This is a genomic window from Burkholderia ubonensis, assembly GCF_902833085.1.
Taxonomy (GTDB): Bacteria; Pseudomonadota; Gammaproteobacteria; order Burkholderiales; family Burkholderiaceae; genus Burkholderia; species Burkholderia ubonensis.
The window spans coordinates 572520-590531 of the sequence record NZ_CADFEB010000001.1; the positions used below are offsets into that span (position 1 = coordinate 572520).

20 protein-coding genes are annotated in these 18012 nt (G+C 64.3%); 11 read left to right on the forward strand and 9 right to left on the reverse strand.

The window, feature by feature from the left end; genetic code table 11:
* Positions 1–21: 21 nt before the first annotated feature.
* The gene (locus HWX31_RS02465; protein ID WP_174962678.1) at positions 22–1311 is read right to left on the reverse strand and encodes an MFS transporter; all 1290 of its coding nucleotides are present in this window, start codon (positions 1309–1311) and stop codon (positions 22–24) included.
* A gap of 316 nt (positions 1312–1627) precedes the next feature.
* Between HWX31_RS02465 and HWX31_RS02470 the strand changes: the two genes are divergently transcribed.
* Positions 1628–2155, forward strand: coding sequence for a methylated-DNA--[protein]-cysteine S-methyltransferase (locus HWX31_RS02470; RefSeq protein WP_174962681.1), 528 nt, complete (start codon positions 1628–1630; stop codon positions 2153–2155).
* 40 nt (positions 2156–2195) lie between these two features.
* Here HWX31_RS02470 and HWX31_RS02475 read toward each other — a convergent pair whose 3' ends face one another.
* Positions 2196–3023, reverse strand: coding sequence for an AraC family transcriptional regulator (locus HWX31_RS02475; RefSeq protein WP_174962683.1), 828 nt, complete (start codon positions 3021–3023; stop codon positions 2196–2198).
* 78 nt (positions 3024–3101) lie between these two features.
* Between HWX31_RS02475 and panB the strand changes: the two genes are divergently transcribed.
* Complete coding sequence (gene panB / locus HWX31_RS02480) at positions 3102–3965, forward strand: 3-methyl-2-oxobutanoate hydroxymethyltransferase (protein ID WP_174962685.1); 864 nt, start codon at positions 3102–3104, stop codon at positions 3963–3965.
* A gap of 39 nt (positions 3966–4004) precedes the next feature.
* Here the strand turns inward: panB and HWX31_RS02485 are convergent, their stop codons facing one another.
* Positions 4005–4496 carry an Lrp/AsnC family transcriptional regulator gene (locus HWX31_RS02485; RefSeq protein WP_174962687.1) on the reverse strand — a complete coding sequence of 164 codons (492 nt, stop codon included), beginning with the start codon at positions 4494–4496 and terminating at the stop codon, positions 4005–4007.
* A gap of 155 nt (positions 4497–4651) precedes the next feature.
* Between HWX31_RS02485 and glmS the strand changes: the two genes are divergently transcribed.
* Positions 4652–6481 carry a glutamine--fructose-6-phosphate transaminase (isomerizing) gene (gene glmS / locus HWX31_RS02490; protein ID WP_174962689.1) on the forward strand — a complete coding sequence of 610 codons (1830 nt, stop codon included), beginning with the start codon at positions 4652–4654 and terminating at the stop codon, positions 6479–6481.
* A gap of 166 nt (positions 6482–6647) precedes the next feature.
* On the opposite strand, the gene HWX31_RS02495 is transcribed toward glmS, so the two are convergent.
* A complete protein-coding gene (locus HWX31_RS02495) occupies positions 6648–7469 on the reverse strand; it encodes an AraC family transcriptional regulator (RefSeq protein WP_174962778.1) in 822 nt (273 codons plus the stop codon).
* 120 nt (positions 7470–7589) lie between these two features.
* On the opposite strand from HWX31_RS02495, the gene HWX31_RS02500 reads away from it, so the two are divergent.
* The 5 genes from HWX31_RS02500 (at position 7590) to HWX31_RS02520 (ending at position 11398) form a co-directional block, all read left to right on the forward strand.
* Positions 7590–8264 (forward strand): glutathione S-transferase family protein, encoded by a 675-nt coding sequence (locus HWX31_RS02500; RefSeq protein ID WP_174962691.1) that lies wholly within the window; start codon positions 7590–7592, stop codon positions 8262–8264.
* A 28-nt stretch (positions 8265–8292) separates the two neighbouring features.
* On the forward strand, positions 8293–8673 hold the full coding sequence (locus tag HWX31_RS02505) for a hypothetical protein (RefSeq protein ID WP_174962693.1): 381 nt from the start codon (positions 8293–8295) through the stop codon (positions 8671–8673).
* Positions 8674–8813: 140 nt separating this feature from the next.
* Entirely contained in the window at positions 8814–9509 is a 696-nt protein-coding gene (locus HWX31_RS02510) for a helix-turn-helix transcriptional regulator (RefSeq protein ID WP_174962695.1), read from the forward strand.
* Positions 9482–10756, forward strand: coding sequence for an MFS transporter (locus tag HWX31_RS02515; RefSeq protein WP_174962697.1), 1275 nt, complete (start codon positions 9482–9484; stop codon positions 10754–10756). The genes HWX31_RS02510 and HWX31_RS02515 overlap by 28 nt, the downstream gene beginning before the upstream one ends.
* A 42-nt stretch (positions 10757–10798) precedes the next feature.
* Positions 10799–11398 (forward strand): thiamine phosphate synthase, encoded by a 600-nt coding sequence (locus HWX31_RS02520; RefSeq protein WP_174962698.1) that lies wholly within the window; start codon positions 10799–10801, stop codon positions 11396–11398.
* Between the two features lie 61 nt (positions 11399–11459).
* On the opposite strand, the gene HWX31_RS02525 is transcribed toward HWX31_RS02520, so the two are convergent.
* Positions 11460–12719 carry an MFS transporter gene (locus HWX31_RS02525; RefSeq protein WP_244143625.1) on the reverse strand — a complete coding sequence of 420 codons (1260 nt, stop codon included), beginning with the start codon at positions 12717–12719 and terminating at the stop codon, positions 11460–11462.
* A gap of 241 nt (positions 12720–12960) precedes the next feature.
* Here HWX31_RS02525 and HWX31_RS02530 point away from each other — a divergent pair, with 241 nt between their 5' ends.
* Positions 12961–13398: a GNAT family N-acetyltransferase gene (locus HWX31_RS02530; RefSeq protein WP_059714848.1), complete on the forward strand. Its 438-nt coding sequence runs from the start codon at positions 12961–12963 to the stop codon at positions 13396–13398.
* Between the two features lie 9 nt (positions 13399–13407).
* On the opposite strand, the gene HWX31_RS02535 is transcribed toward HWX31_RS02530, so the two are convergent.
* Positions 13408–14343, reverse strand: coding sequence for a GlxA family transcriptional regulator (locus HWX31_RS02535; RefSeq protein WP_174962700.1), 936 nt, complete (start codon positions 14341–14343; stop codon positions 13408–13410).
* Between the two features lie 89 nt (positions 14344–14432).
* Here HWX31_RS02535 and HWX31_RS02540 point away from each other — a divergent pair, with 89 nt between their 5' ends.
* Positions 14433–15119 carry a DJ-1/PfpI family protein gene (locus tag HWX31_RS02540; protein ID WP_174962702.1) on the forward strand — a complete coding sequence of 229 codons (687 nt, stop codon included), beginning with the start codon at positions 14433–14435 and terminating at the stop codon, positions 15117–15119.
* A 132-nt stretch (positions 15120–15251) separates the two neighbouring features.
* On the opposite strand, the gene HWX31_RS02545 is transcribed toward HWX31_RS02540, so the two are convergent.
* A complete protein-coding gene (locus tag HWX31_RS02545) occupies positions 15252–15581 on the reverse strand; it encodes a DUF4148 domain-containing protein (RefSeq protein ID WP_174962705.1) in 330 nt (109 codons plus the stop codon).
* 132 nt (positions 15582–15713) lie between these two features.
* Positions 15714–16361: a LysE family translocator gene (locus tag HWX31_RS02550; RefSeq protein WP_174962707.1), complete on the reverse strand. Its 648-nt coding sequence runs from the start codon at positions 16359–16361 to the stop codon at positions 15714–15716.
* 100 nt (positions 16362–16461) lie between these two features.
* On the opposite strand from HWX31_RS02550, the gene HWX31_RS02555 reads away from it, so the two are divergent.
* Entirely contained in the window at positions 16462–17310 is an 849-nt protein-coding gene (locus HWX31_RS02555; RefSeq protein ID WP_174962710.1) for a LysR substrate-binding domain-containing protein, read from the forward strand.
* Positions 17311–17404: 94 nt separating this feature from the next.
* On the opposite strand, the gene HWX31_RS02560 is transcribed toward HWX31_RS02555, so the two are convergent.
* Positions 17405–17746: a carboxymuconolactone decarboxylase family protein gene (locus tag HWX31_RS02560; RefSeq protein ID WP_208456068.1), complete on the reverse strand. Its 342-nt coding sequence runs from the start codon at positions 17744–17746 to the stop codon at positions 17405–17407.
* Between the last annotated feature and the right edge of the window lie 266 nt (positions 17747–18012).

Consider the following 18012-nt stretch of genomic DNA (forward strand, 5'->3'; position numbering starts at 1 on the left):
CAAGCCGCCCGAGTCGCGGAGTTACGCATCGAGCTTCGCGGGCGCCATGCGCGGCGTGAGCGCATGCATGACCGAGAGCGCCAGCAGATACGCGAGCGCGCCGATCGCGAACAGCACCCAGTAGTGGCCCGTGCGCTGCAGCACCTGGCCGATCACCTCGGAGAACAGCACGCCGCCGATCGAGCCGGCCATCCCGCCGATGCCGACCACCGACGCCACCGCGCGGCGCGGAAACATATCCGACGCGGTCGTGAACAGGTTCGCCGACCAGCCCTGGTGCGCGGCGGCGGCAAGGCCGACGATCAGCACCGCGGCCCACAGATTCTGGACCTGCGAGACGAACGCGATCGGCAGTACGCAGCACGCGCAGATCAGCATCGCGGTCTTGCGCGCGGCGTTCACGCTCCAGCCGGAACGCAGCATCGTCGACGAGATCCAGCCGCCGCCGATGCTGCCGACGGTCGTGAGCGCATAGATGCAGACGAGCGGCAGGCCGATGTGCTGCATGTCCATTCCGCGCGACTCGTTGAGCCACTTCGGCAGCCAGAACAGGTAGAACCACCAGACGGGATCGGTCAGGAACTTGCCGATCAGGAACGCCCACGTTTCGCGCTTGCGCAGCAGCATGCCCCAGCCGGGCGCGCCGGCGTTCACGTTGGCGGCGTCGAGCGCTTCGGCTTCGTCGCGCGGCTCGTCGAACGCCTGGCTGAGCGCCTGCGGGTCGGCGGGCCGGTAGAACGCGAGCCATACGACCAGCCACAGCAGGCCGACCGCGCCGATGATCACGAACGCCGCGCGCCAGCCGTAGGCGAGCGCGATCGCCGGGATGATCGCCGGCGCGAACACCGCGCCGATGTTCGCCCCCGAGTTGAAGATGCCGGTCGCGAGCGCGCGCTCGCGGCGCGGAAACCATTCGGCCGTGGTCTTGATGGCCGCCGGGAAATTGCCGCCCTCGCCGATGCCGAGCAACGCGCGCACGAACGCAAAGCCCGTCACCGAGCCGACGGCCGCATGCAGCATCGCGGCGATGCTCCAGAACAGCATCGCCAGCGCATACGACACGCGCGTGCCGAGCCAGTCCACCACGCGGCCGAAGCCCAGCAGGCCGATCGCATAGAACGCGGAAAACGCCATCACGATGCGGCCGTACTGGACCTGGGTCCAGCCGATGTCGTGCTGGAGCATCGGCGCGAGCAGGCCGAGGATCTGGCGGTCCATGTAGTTGATGACGGTGGCCAGGAACAGCAGCCCGCACACGGCCCAGCGGTAGCGGCTCGCGACGCGCGCGACGCCGACGACGGCAGATTGCATGAATGTCTCCGTTGCGCGGCGCCGCTCGTCGTGCCGCACGCTTGATCGTTGCCGGCGACGAGCACCGGGGCAGGCGCACCGCGGGTCTCGCGCGCGGCGCCACGTTTCGCCATCGCTTTGGAAAACGTTTTTCAAAGAATAGGGAGTTTTCGGACGTCTGACCAGTGCGGGATTTCTATGAGTCATCTCTAAACACGCGGCGCGAAGATACGACTCAGGTACTCGTCCGAGTTAATCGTTTTTCACCGGTGCTGCGGGCCGTCCGCGATCGCGATGGTTTACAGTCGTCGCCTGAACTTCGATCCGGACACCCGCCATGACACCCGGCAACCTGATATCGAGCCCGCTGGGCGACATCGTCGTGCGCGTGGAAGACGACTGCCTGACCGGCCTCTTCTTCGTCGGGCAAAAGTATTTCCCGTCGATCGCGATCGCGACCCACGAACAGCCCCTGTCGCCCGTGGCGCGGCAGGCTCAGGAAGAAATCGCCGAGTACTTCGCCGGCGTGCGCACGACGTTCTCGGTGCCGCTGCATCTGCGCGGCACCGGATTCCAGCGGCGCGTGTGGAAGGCATTGCTGGCGATCCCGTTCGGCGCGCTGGCCTCCTACGGCGAGCTGACGCAGCGCATCGGCCTGCCTGTTAGCGCCGCGCGCGCGGTCGGCGGCGCGGTCGGGCGCAATCCGGTGTCGATCATCGTGCCGTGCCATCGCATCATCGGCGCGACGGGCAGCCTCACCGGCTATGCGGGCGGCATCGACAGGAAGCGCGCGCTGCTGTCGCTCGAAAGCGCCGGACGCCGGTCCGGCAGCGACCATCCTGCGCAATACACGCTGGCGTTTTGATCGGAGGGAATGCGACGGCGCGGCGCGCCGTGCGCGGCCGTCAATCCGGCTTGACGATGCGCCGCGCCGCCTGTTTCGCGAACGCGCCGGGCGTGACGTGGAATTTCTGCTGGAACAGCCCGATGAACGACGACGTCGAGTCGTAGCCCAATCGCGCCGCCACCGCGCCGACCGCCTCGCCGCCCTCGAGCAGCGGCAATGCCGCCAGCAGGCGCACGGCCTGCCGCCATTCGGTGAACGACAACCCGGTGTCGTGACGGAACAGGCGCGACAGCGTGCGGCGCGTCGCGCCGACCTGCTGCCCCCACTCGTCGAGGCTGCGCGCGTCGCCGGGATCGGCGTGCAGCGCGCGGGCGATCTTCAGCAGGCGTGCGTCGCGCGGCAGCGGCACGGTCAGCGGCGCCGGCCGCAGGCGCTGGATGCGATCCGCGATCAGGCAGACGAGCGCGCCGTCCGGCCCCGCTTCGTCGTAGTTCTCCGGCAGTTCCGCGGTCGCGACGACCAGCTCCCGCAGCAGCGGCGTCATGCACAGAATCCGGCACGTGTCGTCGAAGCCGTCGCCGACGATCGCCTCGTCCAGATACAGGCTGTGGAATGCGACGCAGTCGCGCGTCGCGACCGCGTGCGGCACGTGCGGCGGAATCCACATCGCATAGTGCGGCGGCAGCAGATGACGCCCGTGCGGCGTGTCGACCTCGATCACGCCCGCCGTCACATACATCAGCTGCGCCCACGGATGGCTGTGCGCGTCGACGCTGACGTGCCCCGGAATCTCGAATGCGCGGACATACAGCGGCCTCGGCAGCCGCGTCATCGCCGGCACCGCCGGGACGGCATAGGGTTGGGCCGATTGTCCTGCCAGCAGCATAAGACGTCCTCCGAATGCCATTCCGTGCGCGGGCGCGGTGATACCTTGACGCACCTTCACCCGACACGGCATGTGTTCATGAGCGCGCACACTACCACCAATCGCAAAACCGTCACCTCGATCCGCGCGACCAAAGGCGCCGGCAGCCTCGTCTCGCTGACCGCCTATTCGACGCCGATGGCCAGGCTCGTCGACGCAGTCGCGGACGTCATCATCGTCGGCGATTCCGTCGGCATGGTGCTGTACGGCATGCCGAGCACGCTCGGCGTCACGCTGGACATGATGATCGCGCACGGCGCGGCCGTCGTGCGCGGCGCGCAGCAGGCGTGCGTCGTCGTCGACCTGCCGTTCGCGACGTATCAGGAATCGCCCGCGCAGGCGTTCCGTTCCGCCGCGCGCCTGCTCGCCGAAACCGGCGCGCAGGCCGTGAAGCTCGAAGGCGGCCCGGAGATGGCCGACACGATCCGCTTCCTGACCGAGCGCGGCGTGCCCGTGATGGCGCACATCGGGCTCATGCCGCAACAGGCGAACGCGACCGGCGGCTTCAAGGCGCAGGGGCTGGAGCCGCGCACCGCCGAACGCATCTTCGCTGCCGCGCTCGCGGTCGAGCAGGCCGGCGCGTTCAGCGTCGTCATCGAGGGCACCGCCGAAGCGCTCGCGCGCCACATTACGGCCGCGCTCGCGATTCCGACCATCGGCATCGGCGCGTCGCCCGCGTGCGACGGCCAGGTGCTCGTGACCGAGGACATGATCGGCGGCTTCGACACCTACACGCCCCGCTTCGTCAAGCGCTATGCGGACGTCGGCGCCGTGACGCGCGACGCGATCGCGCAATACGCGCACGACGTCCGGCACAACGCGTTTCCCGAAGCGCAGCATTGCTTCGGGGCCGGCAAGCCGCTGCAGTTGGTCGGCGCGACGGACGACGCACGCGCAGCGTGATCCGGACCAACGCGCACCCGCATGCGCCTGCAGCGAGCGTCACTTCTGCCGGCGCAGCGCATGCGCGACCGGCGCATTCGCCTCGAACTTCGCGCGATGCGTCGAGAAGAACGTCCGCACGTTGCGGACGTTCGACGCCTCGGTAAACAGCCGTCTCGCGAACGCGTCGTAGTCGGCGACATCCGCAAGATCGGCGATCACGACGAAGTCCGGCCCCGGCGACACGCGGTAGCACTGCGTGACCGCCGGTTCCGCACACACGTAGCGCTCGAACGCGTCGCAGTCCTCCGCCGTCTGCCGGTCGAGGCTGATCTCGATGATCGCGGTGACCGCCGAGCCGATCATCTGCTGATCGAGGATCGCGATCTGCCGCCGGATCACGCCGGCGTCCCGCAGCCGGCGCACCCGGCGCAGGCAGGTCGGCGGCGACGATAGCGCACGCTCGGCCAGCTCCAGGTTCGACACCGACGCATCGTCCTGCAGGATCGCGAGGATGCGGAGATCGAGATCGTCGAGGGTCACGCTGGCCAAGGGGCCTCCCGTTCTTTCGGTGTGAAATTTAATTTCAGTATGATACGCGACGATCGTCACGTTTCAATATCACCTGTTTTTTGAAATTTAATTCCATTTCATCACCTCTACTATCGCTGTCACTGATCGAAACAGCACCTTCTACGGAGCGCGATATGTGTGGAATTGTCGGGGCGGTGGCCCAGCGGGACATCCTGCCGAATCTCGTCGACGGCCTGAAGCGGCTCGAATACCGCGGCTACGACTCGTGCGGCGTTGTCGTGTACCGCGACCGCGCGCTTGCGCGGGCGCGCAGCGTCGACCGCGTCGCCAACCTGCAGCGCGAGATCGCCGAGCGCGCGCTGTCGGGCTACACCGGCATTGCTCATACGCGCTGGGCGACGCACGGCGCGCCGGTCACGCTCAACGCGCATCCGCATTTCTCGCCGGGCGACGACGACGCGCGCATCGCGCTGTCGCACAACGGCATCATCGAGAACTGCGACGCGCTGCGCGCGGAACTCGAAGCGCACGGCTACGCGTTCGCGAGCCAGACCGACAGCGAGGCAATCGCCCACCTGATCGATCACCTGTACGACGGCGACCTGTTCGATGCCGTCCGGCGCGCGGTCACGCGCCTGCGCGGCAGCTACGCGATCGCGGTGATGTGCCGCGACGAGCCGCACCGCATCGTCGGCGCGCGCAACGGGATGCCGCTCGTGATCGGCGCCGGCGACGGTGAGAACTTCCTCGCGTCCGACGCGATTGCGCTGGCGGGCATCACGGACCGGATCGCCTATCTGGAGAACGGCGACGTTGCCGACGTCCAGCTGCATCGCTACTGGATCGTCGATGCGAACGGCCAGCGCGTGGAGCGCGCCGTGCAGCGCGTCGCCGCGCACAGCGGCGCGGCCGATCTCGGGGCGTACCGCTACTACATGCAGAAGGAGATCTTCGAGCAGCCGCAGGCGGTCGCCGACACGCTGCTCGACGTCACGTCGATCATGCCGGAGCTGTTCGGCGACCACGCGTGGCGCGTGTTCAATGAAGTCGATTCGGTGCTGCTGCTCGCATGCGGCGGCAGCTATCACGCGGCGCTGACCGCGAAGTACTGGATCGAGAGCCTCGCGAAGGTGCCGGCCAGCGTCGAGATTGCCAGCGAGTACCGCTATCGCGACAGCGTGCCGAACCCGAAGACGCTCGTCGTCGCGGTGTCGCAAAGCGGCGAGACGGCCGACGTGCTGGGCGCCGTGCATGCGGCGAAGCAGACGGGCATGCTGCATACGCTCGCGATCTGCAACGTCGCCACCAGCGCGCTGATGCGCGAGTGCGCATTGCAGTTCGTGACGCGCGCGGGCATCGAGATCGGCGTCGCGTCGACGAAGGCGTTCACCACGCAGCTGGTCGCGCTGTTCCTGCTTGCGCTGTCGCTCGCGCAGGTGCGCGGCCGGTTGAGCGACGACGACGAGAAGCAGCATCTGCGTGCGCTGCGTCACCTGCCGGATGCGATCGCGAAGGTGCTGGCGCTCGAGCCGCAGATCATCGCGTGGTCGGAGCTGCTCGCGCGCCGGGACAACATGCTGTTCCTCGGGCGCGGGATGCACTACCCGATCGCGCTCGAAGGCGCGCTGAAGATGAAGGAGATTTCGTACATTCATGCGGAGGCGTATCCGGCTGGGGAGCTGAAGCACGGGCCGCTCGCGCTGGTGAGCAATGAGATGCCGGTGATTGCGGTGGCGCCGAACGACATGCTGCTGGAGAAGCTGCGGTCGAACATGCATGAAGTCAGCGCGCGTAATGGCAGGCTGTTCGTGTTCGCGGACGTCGATTGCGGGCTGGCGCCGGGTGAAGGGATCGACGTGATTCGGCTCAACGAGTACTACGGGCCGCTGTCGCCGATTTTGCATACGGTGCCGATGCAGTTGCTCGCGTATCACGCGGCGATTGCGCGAGGGACGGATATCGATAAGCCGAGGAATCTGGCGAAGTCGGTGACGGTGGAGTGAGCAATCGTCTTGCGGGTCAAGCTGTGGAAACTTTGAATAGTTTCACTTAATACGCTCCCGAGAGGTTTCGCTTAACGTTGCGTGACTTCTCCCAAACCCAAGCGCGGCGGGGCTTAAGCGAAACTAATCGAAGTCCGAATTTTGCCGGTGACGGAACCGGCGCACGTCACGCTTCGGATTTTCTACGATCTCGCCGATACTCCGCCGGCGCCTTGCCCACCAGCTTGCGGAAGTCGCGCGTGAAGTGCGCCTGGTCGAAATAGCCGAGCGCGTGAGCCAGTTCCGCCATATCGATCGGCTCGCCGCTGGCGAGCTTGTCGGCGGCTTCATGCAGGCGGTAGCGGCAGATCACCCACTTCGGCGACACCCCCACATAATCGGCAAAGAGCTGCTGCAGCGTGCGCTCGCTTAGGTCTGCACGTTCGGCCAAGTCGCGCACCTGCGTAAGACCGATGTCCTGCTGCAGCATCTGCAGGATCGCGTGGATGCGCTCGACCTGCGGATCGGGCCGCGGCAGCACACGCAACAGCAGCGACTCCGCGGCCGACACCATGCCGGCATCATCCCGGGCGCCGAGCACGACGTCTTCCGCTTCGGCATCGCTGCAGCCGAGCAGCGTCGACACCGGCAGCACCTTGTCGGTCAGCAGATGCACGGGCTTGCCGAAGAACGCGCGGAAGGCACCGGGTCGAAAGCGCAGGCCGATCACGCGCCCCGCTTCGGCCAGCGTGGTCTCGAACGCACCCGACACCACGCCGAAGATGCCCGTCTGCCGACGGTCGAACACCAGGTTCACGCACGGATACGGCAGCGTGCGCTGCACATACGGCGGCTGGTCGCGCAAATCCCATTCGACAATCCAGTGGTGATCCAGCACACCGGCCAGTTCAGCGCACGGATAGTAGCGATTCAGGCGGAAGCGCTGGTGGAAGGCCCGTGGGCCGACCACGCCCTTGGGTGCGTCGGTGACGTTACGCAAGTCGGTCATGGTGCAGGCGGTGGATGTGATTTCGCGATGATGCACTGCCGCAGCGGATTTTTCCAAGACAACGGCGCGCGGCGGCCCTACATTTGGATCCCTCTTCCCGACCACACTCCGGAGCCCGTGATGCCGCAAGACCGCCACCTGATCCTCTACCACGCTGCGCGCAGCCGTTCGGCTGGCGCCCGCATGCTGCTAGAAGAACTGAACGCCGACTATGAACCGCACGCGTTCGACCTTTCCGGTGGCGAACACCACGAGCCCGATTACCTGGGCATCAACCCGATGGGCAAGGTTCCCGCACTGCGCCACGGCGACGTGGTCGTCACCGAACAGGCCGCCGTCTATATGTATGCGGCGGAACTGTACCCGGAAGCCGGCCTGGCGCCTGCGGTGGGTGACTCCCTGCGCGGACCGTACCTGCGCTGGATGGTGTTCTACGGTTCGTGCTTCGAGCCGGCCGTCGTCGACCGCTCGATGAATCGCCTGCCCGCGACGTACTCGACCTCGCCCTACGGCGACTTCGATACCGTCATCAACGCGGTCTGCGCGCAGTTGGCCAAAGGACCCTATCTGCTGGGCGAGCGCTTTACGGCGGCGGACGTGCTGTGGGGCTCGGCGCTGAACTGGACCACGATGTTCAAGCTGATGCCCGAGACGCCCGTGGTGCGCGCCTATATCGACCGCATCCTGGCACGCCCGGCCATCCAGCGCGCGCAGGCGGCGGATGCGGCGCTGGCAGCGGAGCATGACAAGGCCAGAGCGGCCGCTGCGCCCCGCTCTCCGAGCCGCGAACGCTGACTGCCGCTCAATCCCCGCCACCGCGCACATGAAAGAAAATGCGATCGCCGGATCCGGCGATCGCCAGGCCGCCTACATCGAGCCAATTCTAGATACGCAGGCGGGACGCAAGATCAGGGACTTGCGTCGAAACGTGGTACGCCAACTGCCGCTTAGGTGGATCGTCAATAACCGACGCCAGGCGGGTGTCGATGCGCCCAAACGGGCATCAACTCCCTGCGAGTCGGATTCCTCGCATCCTTCCCGCCTGCCGCCGATTCCTGTTGATTGTTTACAAAACAAATCCGAAAGACCCGAACAGTTTCAAAAAAAATCAACGGCAACAGGGTCGAATTACCTCAATAAATCCCGACTAAAAATCCACCATCCCGGCAAGGTTCGATTGATTTTCCACAGACGGCACCAGTAAGACATCCGCGAAAATTACTGATACAGTACCCGCGTGCGCATGCTAGATCGGAGTGTGGACGACAATTCCCCGAAACTATCCGGTAAATTTTCATTAAATTTGTTCACAATGCGCCCCCTTGCACCTCACCGGGCTACGCCATGAAATGCGACAGCGCAATTGCCAGCCTCATAGAAAACTTTCCGACTTCGGCAAGCCTGAAGGAAGCAGACACCGGCAGATACATAGTCAATAACCTGCACAACTCGCTTCAGTTCGGAATAAAAAACCCAAAGGATCTCCTGGGGCTGACGATACAGGACATCAGATTCAATCAACCCGACTGGGGAACGCAGTACGCAAAGTCGATCGAGCGCCTGGATTTATCCGCGCGCGAAAAGAAATCCCATGTGATCGGCAGACACCAGTTTCTCGACGCTTGCGGAGAGGCGCAGGTCGAGGAAATGGTCAAATTCCCTGTGCTGGGAACTCGCAAAAACATACTTGGAATCGTCACCTATCGGCACGACATTACGCGAACCCTCCCGCCGATCAATGTCTATCTGCTGAACAGGAAGTTTTACAACACGGCAACGTCGATCGAACGAACGCTCGCCTATTTCAAGGTCCACCAGTATTTCATTACTCCGTTGACGGATGCACAGGTCCGCGTTTTTCTTTTTAGGTCGGAGCGGCTCAGCACCAAGGAAATCTCCCGAGTCCTCCGCATCTCGGACAGAACGGTAGAGTGCCATTGCGCCGCGTTGCGCAACAAGGTCATAGACGGAAACCTTCCCTACGTCCTGTCGCTCATGAAGGAAAGCGTTTCATGCGATCAAGATTTGACCCAATTCTGAAAATAGCGCTCACGGCCAATCTGTTTGAATGGTATGAATTTTCACTCACTGCCTTCATGGCATTGGAAATCGGCCGTCTATTTTTTCCGCCCGCAAGCGACAAACTGGCGCTGGCGCTGAGTTTTTCGGTGTTCGCAAGCAGCTACCTGGCACGCCCTTTCGGCAGCCTGTTTTTCGGCGCCTTGGGCAATCGATACGGCACCGGCACGGCGCTCAAGTTCAGCATGCTGGGAATGGCAACGCCGGCGTCACTGATCGCATTCCTGCCGACTTATCAGGCAGCCGGCTATCTTGCGACTTCCCTGCTGCTGACCTTGAAAGTGCTGCAAGGCTTTTGCGCCGGCGGCGAAATGCCATTGAGCGGATATTTCGTGTCGCTCAACGCGAATGACCGGAATCGCGGACCTTATTGTGCGTTCGTCGTGGTCAGCGGATTCATCGGCATGCTGTTGGCGTCGGGCACCACGTTCGGCTTGCCGTATCTTGCCGGCGCATTGCACCCGCTCACGGACCGGCCGACTGCCGGGTACTGGGCCGAATCGTGGCGCTGGCCGTTTTTGCTCTGCATTCCCTTGTCACTCGCGATCTACTCGCTCAGGTCGTCGGTCGGCAAGGGCCTGAGCGCGCAGGAGCGCCGCACTTCGCGCCGGAAGCCGGCCTTGCCGCTGGCGCAGGCGTTCATCCTGGTTGCGTTCATGGAAATCGTCATCTACGCGTTGCTCGTATGGATGCCGAATTATTTACACAGCTATCTCGGCGCATCCAGCTTCGACGCGCATTTTTCCAATGTCGTCACCTTGATCGTCTTCTCTGCGTCGACGATCGCCGCAGGCTATGGCGCGCGCGTCACAAGCGCGGCCAATCTCGTCCTGGCCGGGATCGTCTCGCTGGTCCTCGGCAGCTATCCGCTGTTCCTCGTGTTGCAAACGGGCGATCCCATTTTGCAATTGCTTGCGCAAGCCGCTTTGGCAATCATGGCCGGCTGCATCGTCGGCGTCATTTTTGTCGTCCTGGCGGACTTGTTCAAGGAGAGTTGGGGGGATGTCGGCATGGCCAGCACCTACTCCTTTGCCACTGCGATTTTTGGCGGGACCGCGCCCGTCGTGTGCGCTTACCTGATCGAAGTCACGCATCGGGTGACTGCACCGGCAATCTATATTCTGGTCACGGGTTTGCTGGCCGCTCCCGTTGCGTATAGCCTGGCTTCGACGCAACGAGGCCGGATGCGTTTCCGCGTATCCGACTGATCTCCGACAACGATACTTTTCCGTCGCCTGCCCCCAAGCCCGATGCAGCATTCAACCAAGTTGCCGCTGACCTATCTGGTCACACCGGAACCCCCGGCCGACAAACCGTTAGCCGGTTTTCTCGTGGATCTCGAACGCGCATTGAAGGCGGGCATCCGCCTGGTTCAGCTCCGCGCCAAAACCGTGACTGCTGCGCAGTATGCGTGGCTGGCCGAGCAAGCGTTGACGTATTGCCGGCGCTACGATGCGCGGCTGCTGCTGAACGCGCCGCCTGAAGTGGCAGAGACGCTGCAGGCAGACGGCATGCATCTCACCAGCACCCGCCTGATGGCGTGCTCGAGCAGACCATTGCCCGCCGGGTTCCTGGTTTCCGCTGCATGTCACGACGCCAACCAGATACAGCATGCAAACCGAATAGGGGTCGATCTGTTGACCCTCTCGCCTGTTCTGCCGACTGCAACACATACCACGGCCGAACCGCTTGGCTGGCCGCGTTTTCGCGAACTCGCGGCGCTGACCTCGATTCCGATCTATGCGTTGGGCGGAATGTCCGCCGATACGTTGGCCGAAGCCCGCGACGCCGGTGCGTATGGCGTCGCGGCAATTCGCGCGCTGTGGGGAGGGGTCGTCGAAAAGTCGTAATCGATGAAGCAGAGATTCCTGATGCGCGCTGCTTTCGGTCATCGACTCCCGCGCATCGAAACTACCTGCCTCTGACTTTCAACTTCACCTGAAGCAAGGTCAGCACACCGAGCACGAACACGGCGAGGGTCCACGCGCCGTCATGGTGCAACAGCACGGCGGCAGTCGCGGCGATGCCGGCCAATCCTTGCTGCAGGAATCCGCACAAGGCCATCGCATGCGCGCCGTACTCGTGCGCATCGCTGACGGCCGTCGCCATGCTGTTGGGAAACAGCACCGCCTGGCCGAAAATCGTCAGGCAATACAGCGCGATGAAGATCCACAGCCCGGCGAAATGGTTCAGCAGGCCGCCCAGCCAGGACGCCAGCATCAGCGTAGTCGCGAGCGCCAGCAGCGTGGCGCCGGCATGCATCAATCGCACGCCGCCAAGCCGGCTCACGAGGCGATTGACCAGCATCGCACCGCTGAAATAGGCGACGCCGATCAGCAGGCCGATACTGCCGAAGCCCGTCACGGGCAACTTGAAATGCTCCTGGAACACGAAAGGACTCACTTCCTGCAAGGTCACGGTCGCGGCGAATCCCAACCCTCCCGCGCAGGCCGGCCACAGGAAACCCGGGCGCCGCAGCACGGCCCGGTATGTGCCGGCCATGCCCGACATGACGGCGGTGCGGCGTCCCGCCTTCAACGGCAGCGAATACGAGATGCCGATCGCCAGCGCGGCGGTGACGGCCATCAGCACGAAACCCGCTTGCCAATGGCTGTACTGACCGATCAGCCCGCCGATGAACTGGCCGCCGCCCAGTGCGGTGATGAAGGCGATCGACAGCACGGACAGCCGCCGCGCCAGTTCGTCGCCGCGCCAGTTGTCCCGCACGATGATTCTGGCGATGATCGCCGCGCCGCCGCCCGCGATGCCCTGAATCGCGCGCAACACCAGCAGCGCGAGCGCGGACGTGCAGCTTGCGAGCAGCAGGCTGCTGGCCGCGAACAGCAGCAAGGAGATCAGCAAAGGCGCGCGCCTGCCCCAGCGTTCCGCGGCGGCTCCCCAGAACAGCACGGGCAGCGCCGCGCCGATCACATAGGCGGAGATGGACAGCTCGGCGCTGCCCTGCGTCATCTTCAGCTCGCGCATGACGATGGGCAAGGACGGCAGATAAACCGTCGTCGCCATCTGCGCCATGCATACGATCAGGCACGCCAGCGCCATCGCGCGAAAAGCCGATGTGGCGCTTTCCAGCGGCGCATCGGCGGTGAGAGCCGGTTTGTTACTCATGAGCAGCCTTGGCAGGTCCTTCGCGGAGAAGCGCGCGGTGAACAAAGCATGGAATATCCGGAGTTGGCCAGCCGGTGCCGATCCGCACGCGCAAGAGACGAAATGCGCGTTGCGATATGGCTATTCATCGAACCCGACGGCCGCAAGCGGGGAATCAATTTAAATCAGAATCGCCGGACCCGCACGCAAAAGGCGAAGCAAAATTCGTCGCCATATAGAATGATTATTCTATTGGCGGGTTTCCGCCGCTCACGTGACGCGCGCTACTTTCCATCGGTAGAAGCACATGACCTCACCCATCACGCTACGCGCGGCAACGCCGGCTGACGTCCCGTTCCTCCTGAGACTGCGCAAGCTCACGATGACGGCACATCTGCAACGGGCCGGCGTACCCACCGACGACGACACGCATCACGGCCGCATCCGCGCGAACTTCGAGGACGCGAAGATCATCTGCGGCGGCACCGAAAGCATCGGGCTTCTCAAGTTGAGCCGCGCGCCGGATGAGTGGCACCTTCATCAAATCCAGATATTGCCCGCACACCAGGGCAAAGGCATCGGCAACGCGGTGCTGCGCGACGTATTGGCTGACGCGACACGCGCGGGCGTACCCGTCTCGCTGAGCGTTCTTCAGGGAAATCCGGCGCGGCGCCTCTACGAGCATCTCGGTTTCAGACTCGTCACGGAAACGCCCATCGATGCGAAGCTGACGTGGCATCCGTGATGCGTCGCGTCAGCGCGCTCGCAGCAGCGACGGCGGCACGCCCAGCAGCCGCAGGAAGCTGCGGCGCATGTTCTCGGCGTCGCCGAAGCCGCATTCGTTCGCCACACGCTGCAGCGACGACGCCCCGCTTTCGAGCGCGGCGCGCGCCGCTTCCACGCGCAGTTTTTCCACCGCCTTCGCGGGCGTAAGACCGGTTTCTTCCTGGAACGCCCGCGCGAAATGACGCGGACTCATGCACGCGCGCTCGGCCATGTCGCTGACGCGATGACGCGCGCCGAGGTTGCGGCGCACGTGATCGAGCAGCGGCTTGAAGCGGCCGCGCGCGCAGTCCATCTCGATGAGGGCAGAGAACTGCGACTGTCCGCCGGGGCGCCGGTAATAGACGACCAGCTGCCGTGCCACCGCGCGCGCGACACGCTCCCCCAGATCCTCGCCGATCAGCGCGAGCGCAAGGTCGATGCCGGCGCTGATGCCCGCGCTGGTCCAGAACGGGCCGTCGTTCACATAAATATGGTCGGGCTCCAGATGCACCTGCGGGAACGCGCGGGCGAATTGATCGCTGCGGGACCAGTGCGTGGTGGCGCGCCGGTTGTCGAGCACGCCGGCCGCGGCCAGCAGCAGGCTGCCCGTGCAGACGCTCGTCACGCGCACGCCACGCTTTGCGCAGCGCTGCACGAAGCGATGCAGGCGCACGTCGGCCATCAGCGCGTCCACGCCGTCGCCGCCGGCGATGAGCAGCGTGTCGACCGCGCTTGCCGGAGGCAGTCCTTCGGCTGCCCAGCTCACGCCCGACGAACTGCGCACGAGGCCGGCTTGCGCGGCGATGGTGCGCATCGTGTAGTGGCCGTCGCGATAGTAGCTGGCGACTTCGAACGCGGCCACGGGCCCGGCCGCGTCGAGCAGCTGGAAGTCGGGAAAGACGAGCACGGCGATGCGGTGAGGCATGGCAGAAAAAGCAGGATCAGCGACATTGCTGCCAAAACGATAAGGCGCGACGCTGTGGGGTGTCAATCCACCAGAAGGAGATTCACGACATGACAGCCGCACCCTACGTCGTCGTTTTCGCGCTGTTCGACAACGTGACGCAACTCGATTTCGCCGGCCCTTACGAGGTGTTCCTGCAACTGCCCGGCGCGCAATGCGTGATGGCTTCGTCCCGCGGCGGGACGATCGTCGCCGACGGCGGCCTCACGATCGCGAACGTCAAGCGGCTGGCCGACATCCCGCATGCGGATCTCGTGTGCGTGCCGGGCGGCCTGAGCGTGGTCGACGCGCTGGGCGACGCCGAATACTTGCGCGAGCTGCGCCGGCTCGCGCAGGGCGCGCGATATGTGACGTCGGTATGCACGGGATCGGTGCTGCTTGGCGCGGCGGGGCTGTTGCGCGGCAAGCGGGCGGCTTGTCACTGGTCATGGCGCGACCTGCTGCCGCCGTTCGGCGCGATCGTCGATGAAGCACGCGTGGTGCGCGACGGCAACGTGATCACCGGCGGCGGGGTGACGGCCGGCATCGACATGGCGCTGTCGGTCGTGGCGGAGATTGCCGGCGCGGAGCACGCACAGTCGGTGCAGCTTTGCGTCGAGTATGCGCCGGCGCCGCCGTTCGATTGCGGGCGCCCCGAGCGCGCGGCACCCGAGCTCCTGGAGGCGGTGACGGCGAAGCTGGACCGGATGCGGATCGATCGCTACGCGGCGGTGCAGCGGGCGGCGCAAGCGCTCTGACGCAAAGCCGGCCGCGCTTTCCGCGCGCGCTCGGTCGGGCTCGTTCCTTTGCCGGGCAGGCCCACCGATGTGCGCGCCGAAGGCGCATACGCCACGCATCCGTCACCGCCGCGAACCGCGAACGCCCGCGCATCAATGTTGCGCCGCCCACACCGGTTCGCGCAGGCTGTGGAGTTCCTTGTTTCGCGCAATGGTTTCAGCACTCGGCGGATAGTCGTGGTTGCTCGTCGGCAGCAGACCATCGTGATACGCGCGAATCAGCTCCTGACGGACTTCCTCGCGCGTCTTTCCGGACGGAGCCGAATTCCCGGACGGGCCGGCCGGCGCAACGGCAGCAGCGCCGCGGGTGCTCGACGCGCTACTTGCCGCGTATGCGCCGGGGTAATCGTGACCGCCATCCGCGAAGGCGGACGTGGCAGCGGTGATGGCAACAATCATGGCGACTGCAGTTCGAATGTTCATGTGATCTCTCCGGTTCGAAACCCGGAATCGCGACAGGCGACTCCAATGGTTTGCATTCTGGAGAGCGGGCCCTGAATGGCCCGTGACGCATGCATGATCTTTCGGTCACGCCGCTTTCATCCGCCACGGAGCTCAACCGATGCCTGCCGCCTTCAATGCGTCCGTGGTCATGTGCGCGCCAAGCGCAAGCAGCATCACGCCCATGCTCCAGCGTTGAGCCAGCAGGAGTCGCGGGCGACTGGCGAGGAACGTCGCCATGCCGCCGGAGCAGACTGCCACGAAGCCATTGACCGATGCGAATGCGACGATCAACGACGAACCGAGCACGAGCGACTGCCTGAGAACGCTGCCGTCATGATCGTTGATGAATTGCGGCAGGAGCGACAGAAAGATCATCGCGAGCTTCGGATTCAACAGGCTCGTCGTGGCGCCCATCGCGAAGAGCCGGCGAGGCTGTTCCCGGGGCAGATCGCGAACCTCCAGCGGAGAACGGCCGCCGGGCTTCACGGCCTGCCACGCCAGATAGAACAGATACACGGCGCCCACCGCCCCCAACACACTGCCTGCATAAGGCACGCTCAAGAAAAATGCCGTGATGCCGAATGCAGCGCCAAACATGTAGAAGAGGTATCCGAGCATGACGCCCGCAAGCGAAATGAGCCCGGCCGTGCGGCCTTGCGCAATCGAGCGCGACATCACGTAGACCATGTTCGGGCCCGGTGTCACGGCAAGCATTCCGGCAACCGTCAGAAATCCGTACATCGATGCGGAACCGTACATTGCTGTGCTCCCGAAGTGTTCGTCGATCGCAGTATCGGTTTGATGCAAGCCCCAGTAAAACGAATTAAACTGAATCCATTGATCAGATTTTCTGAAGAAGATGAAGAAGCTCGATCTGGACGTGCTCGAAATGCTCGTGGCGATTGCCGATACGGGGTCGTTTGCTCGAGGTGCGGAGTCCGTGCATCGGTCGCCGTCGGCGGTCAGCATGCAAATCAAGGCGCTCGAGGAAGCGCTGGGCAAGCCGCTTTTCGTGCGAAGCACCCGTAACGTAACGATTACCCCGGAAGGCACGACGCTTTTGGACTATGGCCGTCGCATGCTCGCGATGCGGGATGAAGCGTGGGCGTCGGTCGTTCGCCCCGAAATGAAGGGCCGCGTCACCATCGGCGTTCCCGATGACTACGCGTCGTCGCTGCTGCCGCAGGTTCTGGGAAAGTTCGCGGTGGCGCATCCGCGTGTCGAAATTCGGGTAATCGGCCTGCCTAGCCACGCGCTCGTGCCATTGCTGAAGGACAACACGCTGGACCTCGCCTGCATCACGAAAGCGAAGGGCGTTGCGGGCGAATTCCTCCGTTTCGAGCCCATGGTGTGGGCCGGGGCGCCCGCAAGAAAGGTGTGGAAGGAGCGCCCGCTTCCGATCGCCGTTTTTGCCCATGGCAGTACGGCACGCGCGCATGCCATCAGCGCGCTTCAGCGGGCCAACATCAAATATCGGATGTCCTACGAAAGCCCGAGCCTGATGGGCCTGATCAGCATGGTCGAAGCAGGGCTCGCGATAGCGCCCCTCGCAAAATGCAGCGTGCCGGGGCACCTCGTTCAGCTATCGCAGAACGAAGGGTTGCCGCCGCTGGACGAACTCGAAGTCGTCCTTGCCCGCAGTGCGCGGTCGGGCCGGCCGCCCTGTGATTTTCTCGCTGGGCAGATTCTGGCTGAACTGCGTATTTGAGCGGGTCGCTCGATGGTCTGGCCTGCAAAACCAGATCGCCGACAGACGGCGTGGATGTTGACCATCTTAACGATGCCGATTCGACCGCATGACGCTAGGCGCTTTCGTCCGTCATGCCGAAGACATCCGCAGCGACACCCAACGCGTTGTTCACGGCTGCTCCCCCTGCGTAAAACATCGTCTGGAGAATGGCTTCCACAATCTGCTCACGGGAAGCACCCGCGACGATCACCGCCTCGATATGCGCGCGCAGTTGCGGGAGTGCGTAACCGAGCGTGACGCAGCTCGCAATGGCGACCAGTTCGCGTGTCGCCAGATCAAGCCCGGGGCGGTCCAGCACGCCTGCAAACGCCCACTGCATGGACATCGTCAAAAAATCCGGGCAGAGTTCCTCGCGCGACATGGCGAGTTGCTTGCCGCTGTGTTCGCCGTGCAAGTGCTCGAACAGCGCGAGGCCTCACGCATAGGTTTCGTCTCTGGGAAGCAGTTGTTCTGGCATGTCTATCCTCATCAATCGTTGTCGAACCGTTAGCGGTCAAGCGAAGTCTGCCCGAGCGGGATTTCCGGAAAAATACTGCTGCAGTGGTTTGACTTCCCACTCAGGGTGTGGGATCGACAATGCACTCGTTTTCGGCTGTCATGGGGCTGGTCGACAACGACGGTCAGATCGTCGACAATCCACGCCGACTGGGCGAATCACAT